The sequence below is a fragment of the Legionella nagasakiensis genome (assembly GCF_900639915.1).
Classification (GTDB): domain Bacteria; phylum Pseudomonadota; class Gammaproteobacteria; order Legionellales; family Legionellaceae; genus Legionella_A; species Legionella_A nagasakiensis.
In genome coordinates this window covers 136,710-155,612 of sequence record NZ_CAAAID010000004.1, presented here as the reverse complement: position 1 = coordinate 155,612, position 18,903 = coordinate 136,710, and the positions used below count along the sequence as shown (strand labels likewise).

The window sequence follows — 18,903 nt, the reverse complement described above, 5'->3', positions numbered from 1 at the left end:
ACAAATAAGAGAGAAAAACAATAACAATCGTCTGCTTTTTGCTTGCCGGCGATAACAAGCCCTCATTTTTTATTAACCAGCGTATTTTTGTTTATGGCTTAATTGACTTGCCAAAACATCGAGGCGGTCTTATAGACCTGAAACTCCTAAAAGTGATACTTTGGTTCAGGGTTTTTATAGAGACGTCTAGGATGCTTTTTCTGCTTCTTGCTATTTTGTTGTTGGAAGGATTTATTACTATTTCAATCGAAGTCCTTACCATTCGTCAACTGTTGCCATTTTTTGGTGGAAGCGTACTGATTACCAGTATTATTATTGGTGTTTTTTTGCTTTTTCTGGCGTTGGGATATTGGCGGGGTGGTAGTCATCGGCACGATTTTTTCAGGCGACTAAGTTGTAATTTCATTTTAAGCCTATTTTGGGTCGGTATTGGCTTAAGCTATGTGTTTGTTTCTTCGTTTTATTTCATAAGCATTTATAAGGCAGGATTTTCTTTTTTAATCAGTTTGACCTGTTATTTGTTACTGGTGCTTGCCCCTATCGTTTACTGGCTGGGCCAAACAGTGCCGCTCACCACAAATTTATTTAATCAGGCACAGCGGGTGAGCCACATTAGTGGTCGGGCATTATTTCTAAGCACCTTGGGTTCATTTCTTGGCGCACTGCTGACTTCTTTATTGCTGTTTCAATACCTGGGTGTGGCATGGACGGTGGTTATCAATTGCATGTTGCTTTTTGCCCTTATTACTTATATTCGTTATTACAATCAAATGTCGTTATTGCCTGTTTTGATACTGCTGCCGGGATTATTCTTTATTTTTATGCTGAATGTGAGCATGGAAAATGCTCAATTTAAAACAACCAATAATTATGGCAACTATCAAGTCATTCATTCCACCGAATTTAATAAGTTGTTGCAAATTAATCTATCCAGCAGTTCACTGTTAACGGCGGAAAAAAAAGGATTCCCTTATATCGAATTCATTCGCAATTTACTGCTTAAAGAACTTAATCTACAGCATAAGCGTATATTGGTAATTGGCGCCGGTGGTTTTAGTCTTACTGCCGCAGGGACTCATAGTAATACAATTACATACCTTGATATAGATCCTGCAATTAAAGAATTGGCTGAGCAGCATTTTTTAGAGCAGCCAATCAACGGCACATTTATCGCTCAGGATGCCCGTCGGTATCTGCGAGGAAGCGATGCTTCCTATGATGTGATTATATCAGATGTATACAGCAATCAGGCGGCCATTCCTTCTTCGTTGCTCACCGTGGAATATTTTCAGGCAGTTGCTGAACATTTAACTTCCGAAGGGTTGCTTATTGTCAATATTATTGCCAATCCTTTATTTCACGATGATTATTCTCGCACTGTATTTAATACAATTCATGCTGTCTTTCCCTATTGTTCGCTTGTTCCACTTACTTGGGAAAATTCGTTGGTTAATATGATGTATGTTTGTCCTAAAATAAAAGCAAAGAATAAGATATATCGGGATGATCTAACCTCGGCAACAACGGATTTTTTCAAAATTTACAAACCTATAACAGGCCTTACGAAAAAACCCGGGAACAAGGCAAGAAGACAGGTTGGTGATGGAGTTTAGACGAAGTAACTAACTGAACATAAATTTGTTTTTAAGGCAGAGACGTGGCGTAAGTCCTGTTTTAATTTTAAGTCCGGTTGAATTTTTTGCGCATTATTTTATCAAACTGCTCTTGCTGCTCAGGCGAAAGTTCCTTTCTTCTTATAGCCATCATGTCTTCAACGCTGCCTTGCAGGCAATCAGGCGTTAACCGATCAGTAATTAATAAGCCGTTGAGATGATCAATTTCATGTTGGAGAACTCGTGCATAAAATCCGGATTCATTCGTTGTATGGGATTGACCATTCTCATCTTGATAGGTAAGTCGGATGGTTTGATAGCGAGGAACTTTGCCCGCCTTGCTGGTAACAGAGTAACAGCCTTCAAAATCATGAACGGTAGGACTATCCTTCCAAATCTTGTAAGAGGGGTTAATGAGTATATGCATTGGATAGGGCTTGACATGTTCGCGCAACAGCGCAGCTTCTTCGGGAATATAAATAGCAATGATTTTCTTATTGTGTCCAACTTGCGGCGCGGCCAATCCAACACCACCTAACTGATATAATTTATCTTTCATCGCAAGGATGAGGGCCTGGTTTTCCGCGTGCAAAGGAAAGGAAACAGATTCTGATTGGTTTTTTAAAATAGAGGAAGAGCCGGGTTGTTCAATCGTGAGGATGTCTAAATGTGGTATCATAAGTATCTTTATAAAAAGGGAGCATCGCTGTAAGTGGCCTGATGTAAGGGAAAATACAAAAATACCTTGCTTGGCACAAGTGTTATTTCACGTTAGGATATTATTTTTTGTTCAAGGTAAAATAAATGGAACAGGCAGAAGTTTCTTCTTTGAAAGAAGTGCAGCAACAGATGTTGCGTTTAAGTACCTATCTTAATTCGCGAATTCTTGGTCAAAAAGACTTGATATCCCGCTTGCTCATTGCCTTGCTTGCGGATGGCCACTTATTAGTGGAAGGCGCTCCGGGATTGGCCAAAACTCGTGCTGTAAAAGAATTATCTTATGGAGTTGAGGGCCATTTTCATCGTATTCAGTTTACACCAGATCTGCTTCCTGGGGATTTGACAGGAACGGATGTGTATCGTCCTGAAGACGGTTCTTTTATTTTTCAGCCTGGACCAATCTTTCATAATATGGTGTTGGCTGATGAGATTAACCGTGCTCCTGCAAAAGTACAGTCTGCTTTATTGGAGGCCATGGCTGAGCGCCAAGTGACCATTGGTAGCAAAACATATCCATTGCCAGAGTTGTTTTTAGTTATGGCAACCCAAAACCCGATTGAGCAGGAGGGGACTTACCCATTACCGGAAGCGCAGCTTGACCGATTTTTAATGTACGTCAAAATTGGTTACCCAGATGCAAAAATTGAGCATGATATTCTCAGGTTAGCTCGACATGAAGCCCTCTCGGCAACCAGTATGGCCAAGTCTGAACAAGAGGCTGCTGCAGCCATTGCCCCTTTGTCGCAAAAGCAATTGTTTGAAGCACGCAAACAAGTGCTGAATGTTCACACCAGTGATGCATTAGAAAATTATCTGGTGCAATTGGTTGTGGCCACTCGAAATCCTCGAGCTTATAGTGAGTCGCTTCATCGGTGGTTACGATACGGTGCTAGTCCACGAGCAACCATTGCACTTGATCGATGCGCAAAAGCACATGCTTGGTTGTCGGGTCGTGACTATGTAACGCCCGAAGATATTCACGTCATTGCCCATGATGTTTTACGACATCGTATTTTATTAACATTTGAAGCAGAAGCTGAAGGTGTTAGCAGTGATGATTTTCTTGATGAATTGTTGCGGCTGGTGGCGCTGCCCTAAGTGGCATGGACTGATTGGTGAGTCTAGGTGTGCTATTGTAATATTCATTCGAGCTTTTTTTCGTCTCTTACTATCTTGGTACAGGATGGATTTCAAACTGCCAGCTATTGCTTGCATTGTAGCGTCGTACAATGCTGGTTGCCTAAACTATTATCGTTTTGTTGGTGGTTGGTGGGCTGGGAAACGAATTCAGTGTGTGTTGCTGTGTGGGGAAATCAAGTCTTGCAAATTGATCAGGACTTACGGAAAACCTCAAGGTCAAGGCAAAAAGACATGTTGATGAGGGAGTTTGGACAAACTAAATGACTGAATCAACATGTTTTTTTAACGCAGAGAGTGGGGTTTTTCATAACTCCTGTTGATAAGTCTGTATGCCGAGGAGGCAATATGAGTAATGGTGTTGCTGCGGAATTGGACGAATTAATTTCTTTACGGCGGTATGTTCAGCAAGTACGTTATCGCCCTGAAAAGAGAGCCATGCGTGCAGGAAATCATCTTGCAAAAATACGTGGGCGTGGTATGGATTTTGCCGAAGTGCGTAATTATCAGGCTGGTGATGAAGTTCGGCACATGGAATGGCGAGTTACTGCTCGCACTGGCAGGCCTCACATTAAATTATATCAGGAAGAGCGGGAGCGGCCGGCAATTATTCTTACCGATTTCAATCCATCGATGTGTTTCGGCACACGTATGGCATTCAAATCGGTTGTGGCAGCCCGTTTGGCTGCAATAATTGCCTGGACTGCCGTCGCGCAAGGTGATCGAGTTGGTGGATTATTATTTTCATCCAGCAAGCATCATGAATTTGTTCCGAGAAGCCGAGAAATTGGCATTTTGCCTTTTTTGGCTGGTTTAAGCGAATACACTCACGCGCAATCTCATACCTATGAGCCTGGTATTCAAGTTCGCTCTTTAAGTCATGCATTATTGCGTTTGCGGCGAGTGACTCGTCCCGGTAGTATTTTGGTGTTAATCAGCGATTTTTATAATTTGGATGATGAAAGTGAGCAGCATTTAAGTCGTCTGAGGGCTCATAATGATATTTTGGCTTATCATATATGCGACCCACTTGAATTAGCGCCTCCCAAACCCCAGCAATATGCCATGACTGACGGCCAGCAAGAGATTTTACTGGATACGACATTAACTGAAGTAAATGCTGCCTACCATCACTATTGTCAACAACGGATGACTGCATTAAAAGGGATATTAAAACGGATACAAATTCAATATGTACAAGTGACGGGAGAATTGGATTTACCTTTACTGGTTCGACAGACTTATCCGCGGAGGCTAAATGTTTAGGGCATGTCTTCAATTCATTCTACGGGTGCAAATGCGTCTAATGGAGGGTATTTTGCGCTTGAACTCGTTAAATAGAGCCTGCTATTCGCCTCATTCAAGCGCAAAATACCCCTCAATCATCCACATTTTCGCTTCAAAGAATGAAAAGAATGAATTGAAGACATGCCCTGGCTTGTTTAAAAAAAGAATCCATCAACGCGGTATTGTTTTTTTGAGTTCATTGCTGATGCTTTCTGGTCAATGCCGTGCGGCAGATGAGGTATTGCAGGGCGATAATTTCTCTGGTCATGCAAGCAATCAGGCATTGGCGCAATTACGTGATATTCATTTGCCGTCACCCATTGGTTGGTGGCCCTTAGCCCCGGGTTGGTATGTGTTTATCCTATTCGCCATTGCTATGTTGGGGATGGTCATGATTTTCCTATGGCGTTCTTATCTAAATGGACAAGCCAGACGGCAGGCATTGCGCCTACTTTCAGCTTATCAGCAGCAATATGAACGAGAAAAAAATGCACAACGCATCAGCGCGTGCATTTCTGAATTATTAAAACGAGTTGCATTGGTTTATTTTCCAAGAAAGAAAGTGGCCAGTTTGCAGGGGGATGCGTGGATATCCTTTTTGAACGAAACGGGAAAAGACGTGGATTTCAGTCAGATTCGTTCGCAATTGTTAGAGCTTCCTTACCAGCACAAAATGGTAATAAAAGAAAGCGATTTATCCCTGCTTTTCAACATGGCGAAAAAATGGATTAACCAACGGAGAAAAGCATGTTTGAATTAGCGTTGCCGTGGGTTTTAACGTTCCTGCCTGTTCCTATTTTGATATGGTTTTTTTTGCCAAGCGCTTCTTTGTTTTTGCCTGGAGCGCTTAAAATTCCATTCTTTAATGCAATGGTTGAGATTGTTAAACATGAAAAACAGAGTTTTGTCAGGCACAAAAAAATTGGTTTATTTTTCTTAATTTGGTTTTTGGTGTTGTTCGCGTTGTCAGGTCCTCGCTGGGTAGGGGAGCCAAGGCCGTTAGCGCGAGAAGGATATAATATTATGCTGGTATTGGATTTGTCTGGCAGTATGGAGCTGCCGGATATGATGCTGCATGGACGTCCGGCAAGTCGGTTGACGGTTGTTAAACGGGCTGCTGAACAGTTTGTGCGTGAGCGAATCGGCGATAAAATTGGATTGATTTTATTTGGCAGTCGCGCTTATCTGCAAACCCCATTAACTTATGATCGCCAGAATATTCTGATGCGTTTAGAAGACGCGACAGTTGGATTAGCTGGCAAAACAACCTCAATCGGGGATGCGCTTGGTTTGGCGGTTAAACGACTGCAGAATGTTCCTGAGAAAGGAAGAATGATTATATTACTGACGGATGGGGCAAATAACTCTGGTGTTTTGGTACCCATGAAGGCCGCAGAATTGGCACGTGCAGATGACATTAAAATTTATACTATTGGCCTAGGGGCTGAGACAGATCCACGCGCATTGGGTGGTTTGTTTTTTAATATGAACGCTTCAGCGGATTTGGACGAGGAAACACTACAGGAGGTAGCCAAGGTGACCGGTGGACGTTATTTTCGTGCGACCGATATGCAATCATTGCAGACTATTTATGAAGTTATCAATCAATTAGAAAAAGTCTCGCAAGAACAAGCCACCGTTCGACCACAGCATGATTATTATCCTTGGCCTCTTGCACTTGCCTTTTTTGTCTTTCTTTATTGGCTTGCTGAAGAAGGGCGCTTTTTTGCCCGATTTAAATTTGCTTGGCGTGAGAGGGCTTCACCATGATGACCGAATTTCATTTTATCCGCCCTTTATGGTTGTTTTCTTTATTGCCACTTGCCTTATTAGCTTGGTTTTTAATGCGGCGTAAACCGGCTATGCAGGCATGGGGGGAGGTTTGTGATCCCCATTTGTTATCGCATTTAATGAAAACACAGAGCCAAAGTAAGCGCGTGACTTCATTATTACTGCTTATGAACAGCGCATTGTTGATGGTTATTGCGTTGGCTGGACCGACATGGTCACGGCTACCTGTTCCTATTTACAAGCCAATTCAACCCCGGGTGGTGGTATTAGATATGTCGGATGCAATGTTAATCAATGATTTGCCTCCGGATCGATTAAGTCGGGCAAAATTCAAGCTGCATGATCTTTTTAGGAAAAAAGGGGTGGGGCAGTTTGGTTTAGTGGTTTATACTGGTGAGCCTTTCGTTGTTTCGCCGTTGACAGACGATGCCGAAACCATTGATGCGTTGCTGTCGTCACTGACACCAGACATCATGCCAGTTGAAGGGCATCGACTGAATATCGCCTTGAGGCAGGCTGGTCAGTTAATCACCCAGGCAGGTTTTCATCACGGTGAAATTCTGGTATTAACGGCCGAGTCTCCTTCGTCGGCAGCCATTGATGAAGCCAAAGCTTTAGCAAATCAAGGCATTCATACATCCGTCATGCCTATACTTAAAAGTCCATCGTCAACAATGTTTCAGCAGCTTGCTTCTGCGGGTCAAGGGGAAGTCCTTCCTTTTGCCGATACGTCAACCGATCTGGAACAATGGTTGTTGACCACAGGAAAGGAGCGTCAATTTGGTGCCGATTTACAAAATGATGTTCCAGTATGGCGAGATCAAGGACGCTGGTTTCTTATCCCCGCTCTTTTTTTATTGTTACCGGTGTTTCAACGCGGATGGCTGCAGAGGATTATAGCATGAAGTATGGCAGCTTATTGGTATTTATTTTGAGCAGCGTCATTTCGCCAACGTATGCAATCAGTTGGCAGGATTTATGGGCAACTAAAAATCAACAAGCTCAAATGATGATGAATAAAGGACAGTATTCTAGGGCAAAAGATACGTTCAAACGCAATGATTGGCAGGCTGCTGCTGCCTATCGCGCAGGAGACTATGAGCAGGCTGCACGATTGTATCAATCGTTTAATGATGAAGAGGGATTTTATAATCAGGGAAATGCTTTGGCTCATATGGGTCAATATGAACAAGCGATCAAGGCTTATGATCAAGCACTGACTCTAAATCCAGATCACCAGGACGCATTGCACAATCGTCGGTTGTTAGAAGATTTGCTCAGAAAGGATAAGCAAAACCAGGACAAGCAAAACCAGGACAAGCAAAACCAGGACAAGCAAAACCAGGATAAGCAAAACCAGGATAAGCAAAACCAGGATAAGCAAAACCAGGATAAGCAAAACCAGGATAAGCAAAACCAGGATAAGCAAAACCAGGATAAGCAAAACCAGGATAAGCAAAACCAGGATAAGCAAAACCAGGACAAGCAAAACCAGGACAAGCAAAACCAGGACAAGCAAAACCAGGACAAGCAAAACCAGGACAAGCAAAGCCAGGACAAGCGAGATCAAAGCATGCAAGAACAAAAAAAATTGCAAGAAAAAAGCCTGCAATCACCAGAACCATCGCAGAGTAAGCAAGAACAGCAACAGGCCAAAGAACAATGGTTGCGTCTGATTCCTGACGATCCTGGTGGTTTAATGCGAGAAAAATTCCTGCGAGATCATTTACGTAGGCAACATGGGTGGCAAAATGAATAAATCTTTATTGCTGATTTTTATAGGATGTTTGTGGTCTGTGATGGCATTAGCGGCCATAACAGTTCAAGTAGAACCTGACAAAGTCCAATTGGGAGATACAATCCGATTGATTTTAATGACGGATGATGCTCAATCTACTGGAGTGCCTGATTTGACACCTCTGCAGAAAGATTTTCGTATTGTGGGAACAGAAAGAAGTATGAATTATACGTTTATCAATGGTCAATCACGTGCTACGAGCCGATGGACCGTCTTGTTAATTGCCAAAAAAGTGGGTGTCTTATCCATTCCACCGTTGCAAGTCGGTCACCAGCAGAGCAAGGCCATGCGTGTGGAAGTACTTGATGATGCATCGACAGTGACTTCATCTGATACAAAGCCTTTAGCGGCAACGCAGGAAGAAGTTGTGCTGAAAACAGAGGTAAGTGAAAACAATCCTTATGTGAGTCAACAAGTTATTTATACCGTTAGACTATACAATAGCGGACGTTTATTAGACGCGGAATATCAGCCACCCAAAGCGGAAAACGCGCTGCTTATCGCGCTGGGGGATGCGGATCGTTATCAAACGGTAGAACATGGTCGAGCCTATATGGTTGAAGAACAACGCTATGCGGTGTTCCCACAAAAAAGTGGAACGGTAAGAATTATCGGTCCATCATTTCATGCTTTAAGTTATGATACGATTCCACGACAAATCAATCAACGTTCGCAAGTAACCACGCTGACTGTAAAGCCAGTTCCGCCTAATTTTAACAATAGGCTATGGTTGCCGGCAAAACAGGTCACACTGGCTGAACAATATGATAAGGATGTCGCAACGATGTCCGAGGGAGATACCTTGGTACGTACGGTGACGTTGCAGGCGGCAGCCGTACCTGGGCAGTTGTTACCTACCTTGGATTTTGCGGGCAGTCAATACAGTGTTTATCCTGAGAAACCACAGGTGAATAATGTCATTCGTCAGCAAGAATTAATAGGGGAAGCCACGACTAAGGTAACCTATTTACTGAATAAACCGGGCCACGTTACTATCCCGCGTCTGGAACTTCCCTGGTTTAATACCATGACTGGTAAAGAAGAAGTTGCTGTATTGCCAGAGCGTACGATAAACATTACAGCAAAATATGCAGCATCACAACAACCTGAAACACCTAATGCGGTTGTGTCAATAAAATCAAATGATTTGTCATCCCAATCTCAAGAAAAAATGACTTTTCCCTCCCGTACAGAAAAATCAAATAATATCGCTTGGTGGTTGGCGGCTGGATTTGCTGCTATTTGGGTCATGACGCTCATTATCTGGTGGTATCGTTCCAAATTACTTAAAAATCATGATAAACGTTTGGTGCTGAAACGCTTGCATAAAGCGTGCATCTATAATAATCCTTATGAAGCGCGCGATGCCTTATTGCATTGGGCAAGATTACAATGGCCTGGCTTTGAGTTTTTAAATTTAAGGGATTTGACAAAACGAATACATGATTCGCAATTTAAAAAACAACTGCATCTTTTGTCACAGATACTATACAGTCCAGATAAAAAAATACCTTGGCAGGGCAAAGAGTTATGGCAATGTATTGTCGCGTATAGAAAAGGTAAAGTGTCTAAAGATAATAAAACAGGTGATTTACCTCCTATTAATCCGCTATAAAAGATAGGGTATATAAATGCAGCTTCTGCAAACCTATTGGTTACAATGGCGTGTTGTATTGAGCCGGATTTTCCCCTTTCTGGAATGGTTATCGGAACTTAAACAATGGGGAACGCTTAGAGCCGACTTAATCGCAGGTTTTACGGTTGCCATGTTATTGATTCCTCAGTCTATGGCTTATGCTCATTTAGCAGGATTGCCCGTCTACATGGGTTTATACGCTGCCTTTTTACCCCCTATCATTGCCGCTTTATTTGGCTCATCACGTATTTTGTCTACAGGCCCTGTTCCCGTTGCTTCGCTACTGACGGCTGTTGCCATGCAACCTTTGGCAGCTGCCGGTACAACCGATTACATCCAATATGTTTTATTGCTGACTTTCCTTGCTGGTGCCATACAACTGGCTTTGGGATTTTTGCGATTTGGCGTGGTGGTGAATTTTATTTCTTATCCTGTGATTCTTGGATTCATAAATGCCGTGGCACTGATCATTGCCAGTATGCAGTTCGGCAATTTATTCGGTGTCTATGCAGTCACGGCACCGCATTATTATCAAATGGTTTGGCAGGTACTGAATGACGCAATCATCAATATCCATTGGCCGACGGTAGGGATCGCGACATTAGCATTTATTATCATTCTTGGTGGACGCTGGCTATGGCCAAATCTTCCTCATATTCTTATTGCTGTGGTAGTCACGACCATCATTGCCTGGTTGAGCGGATATGAAAAGCTGGAAACCATTCGGGTTGATCAAATTATTAATTTGCCCGTACAACAAATGCTTGCAAATTATCAGCATTATCCTGAAGAGATGCAGCACCTGTTAGAAGAAGTGACCAAGACTAAAAAAATCGTACAAAAGACAATTAAGAAAGCGGGTCCGAATGCGGAAGAAACGGATGAAGCTTTCAATAACGCTGCTCAGGCTAAATGGCAGCTAGAGCGCTTAATTACCCGCCATAATGTTGAGGTCGGCGAATTAAGCCGTTTGCGTTTTCGCCGTTTAATGACCCATAACCAGCAAGAAGTATTCTTTGTGGATGAGCAAATGACGCCCATTGGTGAAGTGGATTCCTACGAGTGGCGAATCGCGAGTTTGCCGCGTGATGGTAAATTAACATTACAAGCCGGAGGAGAAGTTGTTGGCAACATTCCTCGTGGGTTACCTGCCTTTAAGTCAGTTACTTTTAACTGGGATGCCATGTCAAATTTGTTTATGGCAGCGATTGTAATTGCTTTGGTTGGTTTTACAGAAGCCATTACGATTGCCAAGCGCATTGCTACGGAAAGTCGCCAGCGATTAAATATCAATCAGGAGTTGGTGGGCCAGGGATTGGCAAAATGCGTGGGCAGTTTCTTTCAATCCATGCCCGTATCCGGCGGGTTTACCCGTTCGGCAGTGAATTTCCAAGCCGGTGCTAAAACCGGTTTTTCATCCATTGTTGCAGGCTTAATTGTGATGACCGTCTTGCTGTGGTTCACCCCGTTATTTTATTACCTGCCTTATGCGACATTGGCAGTGGTCATCATGGTTGGTGTGTTGGGTCTACTTGATGTTAAGGAAATGTGGAGAGTTTGGAACGTAAGTCGAAAAGAAGGTGTGGTGGTGTTAGTGACCTTTTTATTAACGCTTGTGTTAGCACCACGACTTGCTTATGCTGTTTTGTTAAGTATGTTGTTATCACTGGGGCTTTATCTTTATGAAACCATGCGGCCGAGATTTACTGAATTAACTCGTAATGAAGAAGGAGAATTAGTCGAAGTTAGTGAGGAGGATGAACAGGAAACCTGTTACCTTATAAGCTTGGTACGATTGAATGGTTCATTATATTTTGCCAACGCCGCATACTTTGAAGAAAAAATATTAAAGCTGATTTCCGCCAAGCAAAAGCTGCGCTACATCATTCTTGATTGCGTCAGCATTAATCAATTGGATGCAAGTGGTTTGGAAACATTGCGTAGTGTTTGTTCTCGTTTGCAGGAAGGTGGGCTTGAATTATGGTTTACTCGTGTACGGCGACCTGTCCTAACCGTCTTAAAACGTGGTGGATTATTTGATCAATTGGGCGAGCATCATTTTTATAAGAATAATGAGGAAGCTTTGGCAAAGTTGACTGAGTCTCTTGGCGCAAAACATATGAACACTTGCCCTTTGGCTCTTAGAAAGTGAAACTTATTCTCGCTATTTCATGTGTTTTGAGTTATACTAAGAACACTTACTAGTACATTTTTCACGATAAACAGTATTATTCATAAGTTCCCTCTTTGTTAAATTCTAAGGCAGTGAATTTATATTGTTAATGTTTTTCCATGATTTCGTGTGCAGTAAGTGTGTTTTTAATTTAATTTTGGAAAGTAGACATGTCTGTTAAAGAAACTGGCCACGTAAAGTGGTTTAATGATGATAAAGGCTATGGTTTTATCAGCCGTGATAATGGTCAAGATGATGTATTTGTCCATTTTCGTTCAATTGTCAGCTCAGCAAATCGCAAAACTCTGATGGAAGGTCAACGTGTAGAGTTCACAGTAACTAAGGGACCGAAAGGTTTACAAGCCGAAGAGGTATCTGCGGTTTAATCCCACTTTTTCTCCCATTTTCCCCTTTATGCCCAAATTGTATTGGCTATAAAGGGGAAAAGCTTTTATTTTAAAATTCTGTTAATCAATATTTGGAATCCTATATTTCGCACCATGAAGATGTGTGGAATGTCGGTGGCATATCTTGCTGAGTTCGGTATAATGAATATTATCTTATGCTTATGCTAGGAGGCATGGATGATAAGATTTACCGCCTTGCTTTTCATGATATTTCCCTTGTTTTGTAGCGCATCCATTCCTGTTGAGGGAACTTTTACTGCCAAAAAGGCCTGTCCTGCCTTTATCTCCAAAAATAAAACAACCAATCCCGATAATCTAAATGTACAAGCACAACAACGCTACCGTTTGCATGAGATCATTCGTGTGCCCCCGCAATGGGTCAGGATCGAGTTTCCAGGCGAGCAATTTGCTTTGCGCTGGATAAAAGCAGATTGTGGTACATTCCAATATGAAATAAAGCAAAAGAAGCCGTGCGATAATTCCCCCGGTATGGCCGACTCGCATGTGCTGGCGCTTAATTGGTTGCCCGGGTTTTGTGAAACCTATGGCTATGAGGCGGGGAAGCCGGAGTGTTTAAAACTTCCTCCTGATTCTTATCAGGCAAAACATATGGTATTGCATGGTTTATGGCCGAATAACATAGTCTGTGGTACCAGCTATGGTTATTGTGGTGTCGAGGCGCGGAAAGCGCATTGTGATTACCCGCCAGTTATTTTAAGTGAGCCTGCTGCTGATAAACTTGGCCAGTTTATGCCAAGCTATGCTTATGGCAGTTGCCTTGAACGTCATGAGTGGAATAAACATGGCAGCTGCCAGATATTATCCATGGAGCAATATTTCTTGTTGGCGACGCGTTTGACCGATGAGATGAATCAGACAACGTTAGGACAATGGTTGCAAGAACATGTTGGTGAAGTGGTTGAGTTGTCGCAAATCACCGAAGAAATTAAAAACACGTTTGGTCACGATGCTATAAATAAAGTGTATTTGGGTTGCAAAAGCGGTCGTTTGGTTGATATGTATGTCCGATTACCAGCCCTTATCCCACAAGATGAACCATTATTTAATTTGGTTCAGAAGGCAAGTCATGCCAAGCGCGGCAATAGTTGTCCACAGAAGGTCGTTATTTCAGATTTTTATGCAAGCACCTAAAGAGCGTATAAGCGAATGGCCTATTGTTGGAAATAGAGGATAATCTTGCACAATGCTGGAACTTCCTCTAATGTACTATGTGCATGATAAACATGTATTATTCTCGCGTCGGATGGTAATTTTTTAATAGTATCGCAACAGGATGAGTCGCTATGTTAAAACGGTCTTTTTTACTGGTTTTTTGTACGTTATTACTCATGGCATGCAGTCGTCCTCCTGTTGCAGTTTCTCCTGTGGTGCATAGCACCAAGCAGATTCGGTCGGTTTCGGCGTTTACTCGTGTTCGTGTCAGTGGCAACATCAATGTGAGTTTACATACAGGGTATTCGCGACCACAGGTGATTTTGCGCGGTGATCCTCGGGATCTGGCTTTTATTGCAACGAGAGTTGTTCGGGGCACCTTAGTTGTTGAGCTTGCAAAGGGTCTTCCTCATTACGGCAGTGTGCAAGCGGAAATACGAGGGCATTACTTGAATTCATTTGTTTATCAGGGAGCCGGGGTGATTGTTGGCACGAAGATGCATTCAAGCCTCTTGGACGTTGTGATTGACAATAAAGGCACCACAACGCTGGGCGGATATTTAGGATTGCGTAAACTTGAATTAAGTGGCGAAGGGCAGGTGCAAATTAATGATATTCATAGCCAGATGCTTAATTTAAAACTTGCAGGCAGAACTAACGTGCGACTAAACGGGGTGGTGAATGTGGCTTCCTTGAATATGGAAGAAAATGCTCGGCTGAGTTTGTATTGGGTTAAAAGTAAAGTGCTTAGAGTTCGAGGGCGAGACCATGCCTATATTCAATTGGCCGGAATTGCGGATAAACTGCTTGTTGAATTATGTGATTCGGCGCATTTTAACGGTCGCTATTTGCGTGCCAGCAGAGCATTTATTAAGACCCATGATCAATCGTTAGCAGAGATTTCCAGTGTGGATCGCCAACACACGCTTGCCAGTGATACCAGTAATATTTATTTTTATAATATTCCGGAAATGAGGACTGATTTTATGGCCTTCAATGGTTCAGTATTGGATATGCGTGATTGGAATATGCCATTTATGCAAGAATATAATCGTTACAATAAATAGTCTCTAACCTTTCTTAAGGCATGCAATGATGGTATCAACATCGCCATCAAGAGGCAGGACATGAGCGGAGTGGTTTAGCCAATGAATACGAGCATTGGATAAACCTGTAAAATACTCAGCGACCAATGTGGTTTGTACTACCTCATCGTATCGCCCTAAAAATAAGTCGACGGAGCAAGTGGGTGGAATAAATTGATGCTTTTGAACGAGTGAAAGTATTTCGATGATGGTTGCGATGGGAAGCTGACGATAGGCAAGTTCACTGCTGCGATTCGTATGCAGATTCCCCGCACGATTGCGAAGATGCCTGAAGCCCAGCCTATGTAAAATACGAGCAGCCGTCAGCGCGAGCGTCATATTTAATCGTAATGCTAATGCCGGTGCCAGCAAATATAAATGATGTAAAGAGAAGCGATTTGCTAAATGGCAAGCCAGTAATCCCCCTAAGGAAAGCCCCATGACATCCACGGCATGATAGTCTTTTAACAGTTCGCTACATGATGTTTCAGCGCAAGAAAGCCATTCAGACGCTTGTGTTTTGGCAAATATTTCAATGTTGCTCGCATGCCCAGGTAATGCTGGGCAAACGACAGCATCATATAGATTTATAAGCGTTGGCAGAAGCTCGCGAAAGACTGCCGGGGATGAAGAAAAGCCGTGCAGTAGCAATAGTGCCCGTTCTTTTTTTCCATTTTGGTGATGAATTGGAGCCAGTAAATTGGCATGTTGGCTGGATAAAGCTTGCAGTGTTTTTCCTCGCCACATGTAGCGGAAATCATCAAGATTCATGAGCGGTCTCATTGGTTAATTTTTGAAAAATAAGTGTAAAAATATAGTTTGGATCATTTTAATAAACGTTAAGACGGTATACTAACAATAATAATCTTAAGTATAACGCCCATAGCTATGATCTGCTATTCGCATGATGATGGCATGGTGTCTATACTTTTAATAATAGAGTAAATAGATTAGGAGATTCGCATTATGCCTGGTTCAGACGATGTTACACCACCGCTTAGTGCGCCAGCAGATACTGCTTCGGCACCAGCACAGCCCACGACAGCAGGGCCTACGGCCGCCTCTCCTACTGCGGATGCAACTCCCCCTGCGCCGCAACCGGATGCAGCAGCATCACCCGATGCGCCCAAGCCTGGCAAAAAGGCTGATAAAAAGGATAAAGATGAGAAGAAACAAGAAATAGATCCAGCCGATGAGATCCGTAAAAAAGCAAAAAAAAGTGATATGGGGCAGGCCGCTGGCGAGATGAGTGGCTGGGCCAAAAGTATGATGGGAATGGCCGCCGAAATGGCACAGGTCGGTAAAGAAATTCATGACATGACTTTAAAAAAACCCCTGGATGCATTATCTGAAAAAGCTGGAAAGGCCTGGGACGATTTTCGGGCGGGTAAAAAAGAGGAAGCAGAACAAAAGCCTGCGGCCATGAGTCCTCCTGCAAGTACGACGGCCACACCAGATGCGCTTTCCACACGGAGTGCAGCGCAGATGGATGGGCTGAGCGCTGCAACTCAACCAGATAGCAGCCCAAGTGCTTCTCCAGACCTCGATGCTACGCCGCCAAAAGTTGCTCCGAAATGAGGCTTGTCTGAGTTCGCGCTGCCTATTACAGGTGTTTATTGTTATCTATAGGACTTAAATCCTGATCTATACTTAAAATAGCGTTTTATGTGGAGATTTATTTATGACAGAACCGACTTCCGATGATGCCCCATCAACAGACCCTACTGCTTCTGCACCAACCCAGCCTGATGCAACAGGGCCTGCGCCTGCAACTTCGGATGCGACCCCTCCTGCTGCTCCAGAACCAGATGCAAAACCCAAATCGACAAGTGCGACGGCTGATGAAGACGGCGATGATGAGGAGGAGGACGAAAAGGATGAGAAGAAGAAAGAAATAGATCCAGCCGATGATATCCGTAAAAAAGCAAAAAAAAGCGATATGGGACAGGCAGCCGGTGAGATGAGTGGCTGGGCAGCTGGCATGATGAAAATGGCCGCCGAAATGGCACAGGTCGGTAAAGAAATTCATGATATGACCTTAAAAAAACCCCTAGATGCATTGTCTGAAAAAGCTGGAAAGGCCTGGGATGATTTTCGGTCTAAAAAAGGGAAAGAAGACGACGCTGAGCAACCTGGAGGCAGATCCAAGGATGATGAGGCTCCTGACGATGATCCTGCTCCTGACGATGATCCTGCTCCTGACGATGATGCGGCTCCCACGGATGATGTTGATGCTGATATGGACCCGCTGCCTGATACGGCAGATTTGTCACAGGTGGTGAGCCTTTCTCCAGATGGGGCAGCTGAAGCAAATCAGCTGAGTGAAAGCAGTATGCCTTCTTCTGGCGACCAGCCAGCACCTCAGATGGATGAAAGCGCAGCGGAAGGTCTCAGTGCTTCAATGTAAAATTTGGGATGGAGCACAAGCCGTTAGCGCTCCATCAACTTATGGGGCAGGCTTTCAAGTCGGCCTGCTTGTGTTACCAGTACGTAGTTAAGTTTTCGTTGCAATTCACTGATGGAATCAACGCTGGTATAGGTTAAACCAGAACGTAAACCGCCAATGATATCGGTGATGATGGCACCTTGTTGGGCTCGATAGGGTACTTCTGTGGCAACCCCTTCTGCGGTTTTCCATTCTGCATTTGCCCAAGAAAGCCTTCCTGAGCTTCACACGAAGCCATGCCGCGGTAACGTTTGACTTGTGTGCCATCATCTTTAACCTGATGCTACGACCACTACGACCAGGGCTGCTCTGAATCGATGCTTATTTGAGTTTGCGGTTTACTGGCCTGCCTCTTACAGGTGTTTATTCATCTATACTTAAAATAGTGTTTTATGTGGAGATTTATTTATGACAGAACCGACTTCCGATGATGCCCCATCAACAGACCCTACTGCTTCTGCACCAACCCAGCCTGATGCAACAGGGCCTGCGCCTGCAACTTCGGATGCGACACCTTCTGCTGCTCCGAAACCAGACGCCTCTTCAGACGCAACCCCCAAATCAACCAGTGCAACGGCTGATGAAGACGATGATGAGGAGGAAGATGAGAAGGATGAGAAGAAGAAAGAAATAGATCCAGCCGATGAGATCCGTAAAAAAGCAAAAAAAAGCGATATGGGGCAAGCAGCCGGCGAGATGAGCGGCTGGGCGGCTGGCATGATGAGAATGGCCGCCGAAATGCAGCAGGTTGGTAAAGAAATTCATGATATGACCTTAAAAAAACCCCTAGATGCATTGTCTGAAAAAGCTGGAAAGGCCTGGGATGATTTTCGGTCTAAAAAAGGGAAAGAAGACGACGCTCAGCAGAGTGAAAATCCTGATGAACCTGGAGGCAGATCCAAGGATGATGAGGCTCCTGACGATGATCCTGCTCCTGACGATGATGCGGCTCCCACGGATGATGCTACAGCTGATGCTGCTGTTGATGCCACGGCTGATGCTGCTGTTGATGCCACGGCTGATGCTGCTGTTGATGCCACGGCTGATGCTGCTGTTGATGCCACGGCTGATGCTGCTGTTGATGCCACGGCTGATGTTGCCGTTGATGCCACGGTTGATGTTGCTGTTGATGCCGCTGTCGATGTTGCTGTTGATGCCGCTGTCGATGTTGCTGTTGATGCCGCTGTCGATGTTGCTGTCGATGTTGCCGAAGATGTTGCTCTCGGTGTTGCAACTGGAGGCATAGGGGAGGTTGCTGCGCCTGTGTTGAATGTTGCTACTGACGTTGCTCTTGATGGCGCTTTGGATGTTGGTATGGATGCAGCTTTGGATGTTGGTATGGATGCAGCTTTGGATGTTGGTATGGATGCAGCTTTGGATGTTGGTATGGATGCAGCTCTGGATGGTGGTATGGATGCAGCTCTGGATGGTGGTATGGGTGCTACTGCCAACATGGGCTCGCTGCCTGATACGATGGGTTTGTCACAGATGGCGAGCCTTTCTCCAGATGGGGCGGATGAAGCAAATCAGCTTAGTGAGGCGAGCATGCCTAGCCCTGTTGCAGATGACCAAACACTAGAGGCAGTATCGACTCTAGGCATGGGAACATAGATAAAAATCTATATTCCCATGCTGAG

Annotated in this window: 17 protein-coding genes and 1 pseudogene; 15 read left to right on the top strand and 3 right to left on the bottom strand. The window is 43.9% G+C overall.

What is annotated here, in order from left to right:
- The first annotated feature begins 191 nt into the window (after positions 1–191).
- On the top strand, positions 192–1,613 hold the full coding sequence (locus E1O52_RS05120; protein ID WP_133127630.1) for a fused MFS/spermidine synthase: 1,422 nt from the start codon (positions 192–194) through the stop codon (positions 1,611–1,613).
- Between the two features lie 67 nt (positions 1,614–1,680).
- Here E1O52_RS05120 and def read toward each other — a convergent pair whose 3' ends face one another.
- Entirely contained in the window at positions 1,681–2,292 is a 612-nt protein-coding gene (gene def, locus E1O52_RS05115) for a peptide deformylase (protein ID WP_133127629.1), read from the bottom strand.
- 125 nt (positions 2,293–2,417) lie between these two features.
- On the opposite strand from def, the gene E1O52_RS05110 reads away from it, so the two are divergent.
- The 11 genes from E1O52_RS05110 (at position 2,418) to E1O52_RS05060 (ending at position 14,802) form a co-directional block, all read left to right on the top strand.
- Complete coding sequence (locus E1O52_RS05110) at positions 2,418–3,431, top strand: AAA family ATPase (RefSeq protein WP_133127628.1); 1,014 nt, start codon at positions 2,418–2,420, stop codon at positions 3,429–3,431.
- A 387-nt stretch (positions 3,432–3,818) separates the two neighbouring features.
- Positions 3,819–4,736 (top strand): DUF58 domain-containing protein, encoded by a 918-nt coding sequence (locus E1O52_RS05105; RefSeq protein WP_133127627.1) that lies wholly within the window; start codon positions 3,819–3,821, stop codon positions 4,734–4,736.
- A 172-nt stretch (positions 4,737–4,908) separates the two neighbouring features.
- A complete protein-coding gene (locus E1O52_RS05100) occupies positions 4,909–5,517 on the top strand; it encodes a DUF4381 domain-containing protein (protein ID WP_242602164.1) in 609 nt (202 codons plus the stop codon).
- Positions 5,505–6,527 carry a VWA domain-containing protein gene (locus tag E1O52_RS05095; protein WP_133127626.1) on the top strand — a complete coding sequence of 341 codons (1,023 nt, stop codon included), beginning with the start codon at positions 5,505–5,507 and terminating at the stop codon, positions 6,525–6,527. The genes E1O52_RS05100 and E1O52_RS05095 overlap by 13 nt, the downstream gene beginning before the upstream one ends.
- Entirely contained in the window at positions 6,524–7,453 is a 930-nt protein-coding gene (locus E1O52_RS05090; protein WP_133127625.1) for a vWA domain-containing protein, read from the top strand. The genes E1O52_RS05095 and E1O52_RS05090 overlap by 4 nt, the downstream gene beginning before the upstream one ends.
- Entirely contained in the window at positions 7,450–8,307 is an 858-nt protein-coding gene (locus E1O52_RS05085) for a tetratricopeptide repeat protein (RefSeq protein ID WP_133127624.1), read from the top strand. The genes E1O52_RS05090 and E1O52_RS05085 overlap by 4 nt, the downstream gene beginning before the upstream one ends.
- The gene (locus E1O52_RS05080; protein ID WP_165474713.1) at positions 8,300–9,961 is read left to right on the top strand and encodes a BatD family protein; all 1,662 of its coding nucleotides are present in this window, start codon (positions 8,300–8,302) and stop codon (positions 9,959–9,961) included. The genes E1O52_RS05085 and E1O52_RS05080 overlap by 8 nt, the downstream gene beginning before the upstream one ends.
- Before the next feature lie 16 nt (positions 9,962–9,977).
- A complete protein-coding gene (locus tag E1O52_RS05075; RefSeq protein ID WP_133127622.1) occupies positions 9,978–12,134 on the top strand; it encodes a SulP family inorganic anion transporter in 2,157 nt (718 codons plus the stop codon).
- A gap of 191 nt (positions 12,135–12,325) precedes the next feature.
- Entirely contained in the window at positions 12,326–12,541 is a 216-nt protein-coding gene (locus tag E1O52_RS05070; RefSeq protein WP_133127621.1) for a cold-shock protein, read from the top strand.
- Between the two features lie 198 nt (positions 12,542–12,739).
- Positions 12,740–13,714 (top strand): ribonuclease T2 family protein, encoded by a 975-nt coding sequence (locus tag E1O52_RS05065; RefSeq protein ID WP_133127620.1) that lies wholly within the window; start codon positions 12,740–12,742, stop codon positions 13,712–13,714.
- Positions 13,715–13,866: 152 nt separating this feature from the next.
- On the top strand, positions 13,867–14,802 hold the full coding sequence (locus E1O52_RS05060) for a GIN domain-containing protein (RefSeq protein WP_133127619.1): 936 nt from the start codon (positions 13,867–13,869) through the stop codon (positions 14,800–14,802).
- A gap of 3 nt (positions 14,803–14,805) precedes the next feature.
- Here the strand turns inward: E1O52_RS05060 and E1O52_RS05055 are convergent, their stop codons facing one another.
- A complete protein-coding gene (locus E1O52_RS05055) occupies positions 14,806–15,591 on the bottom strand; it encodes an alpha/beta hydrolase (RefSeq protein ID WP_133127618.1) in 786 nt (261 codons plus the stop codon).
- A 195-nt stretch (positions 15,592–15,786) separates the two neighbouring features.
- On the opposite strand from E1O52_RS05055, the gene E1O52_RS05050 reads away from it, so the two are divergent.
- Entirely contained in the window at positions 15,787–16,398 is a 612-nt protein-coding gene (locus E1O52_RS05050) for a hypothetical protein (RefSeq protein WP_133127617.1), read from the top strand.
- A gap of 103 nt (positions 16,399–16,501) precedes the next feature.
- The gene (locus tag E1O52_RS13145) at positions 16,502–17,227 is read left to right on the top strand and encodes a hypothetical protein (protein WP_165474712.1); all 726 of its coding nucleotides are present in this window, start codon (positions 16,502–16,504) and stop codon (positions 17,225–17,227) included.
- A 23-nt stretch (positions 17,228–17,250) separates the two neighbouring features.
- On the opposite strand, the pseudogene E1O52_RS13435 reads toward E1O52_RS13145, so the two are convergent.
- A pseudogene (locus tag E1O52_RS13435) lies at positions 17,251–17,540 on the bottom strand (IMP dehydrogenase); the annotation flags it as partial.
- 134 nt (positions 17,541–17,674) lie between these two features.
- Between E1O52_RS13435 and E1O52_RS05035 the strand changes: the two are divergent.
- The gene (locus E1O52_RS05035; protein WP_133127616.1) at positions 17,675–18,877 is read left to right on the top strand and encodes a hypothetical protein; all 1,203 of its coding nucleotides are present in this window, start codon (positions 17,675–17,677) and stop codon (positions 18,875–18,877) included.
- Positions 18,878–18,903 lie beyond the last annotated feature (26 nt).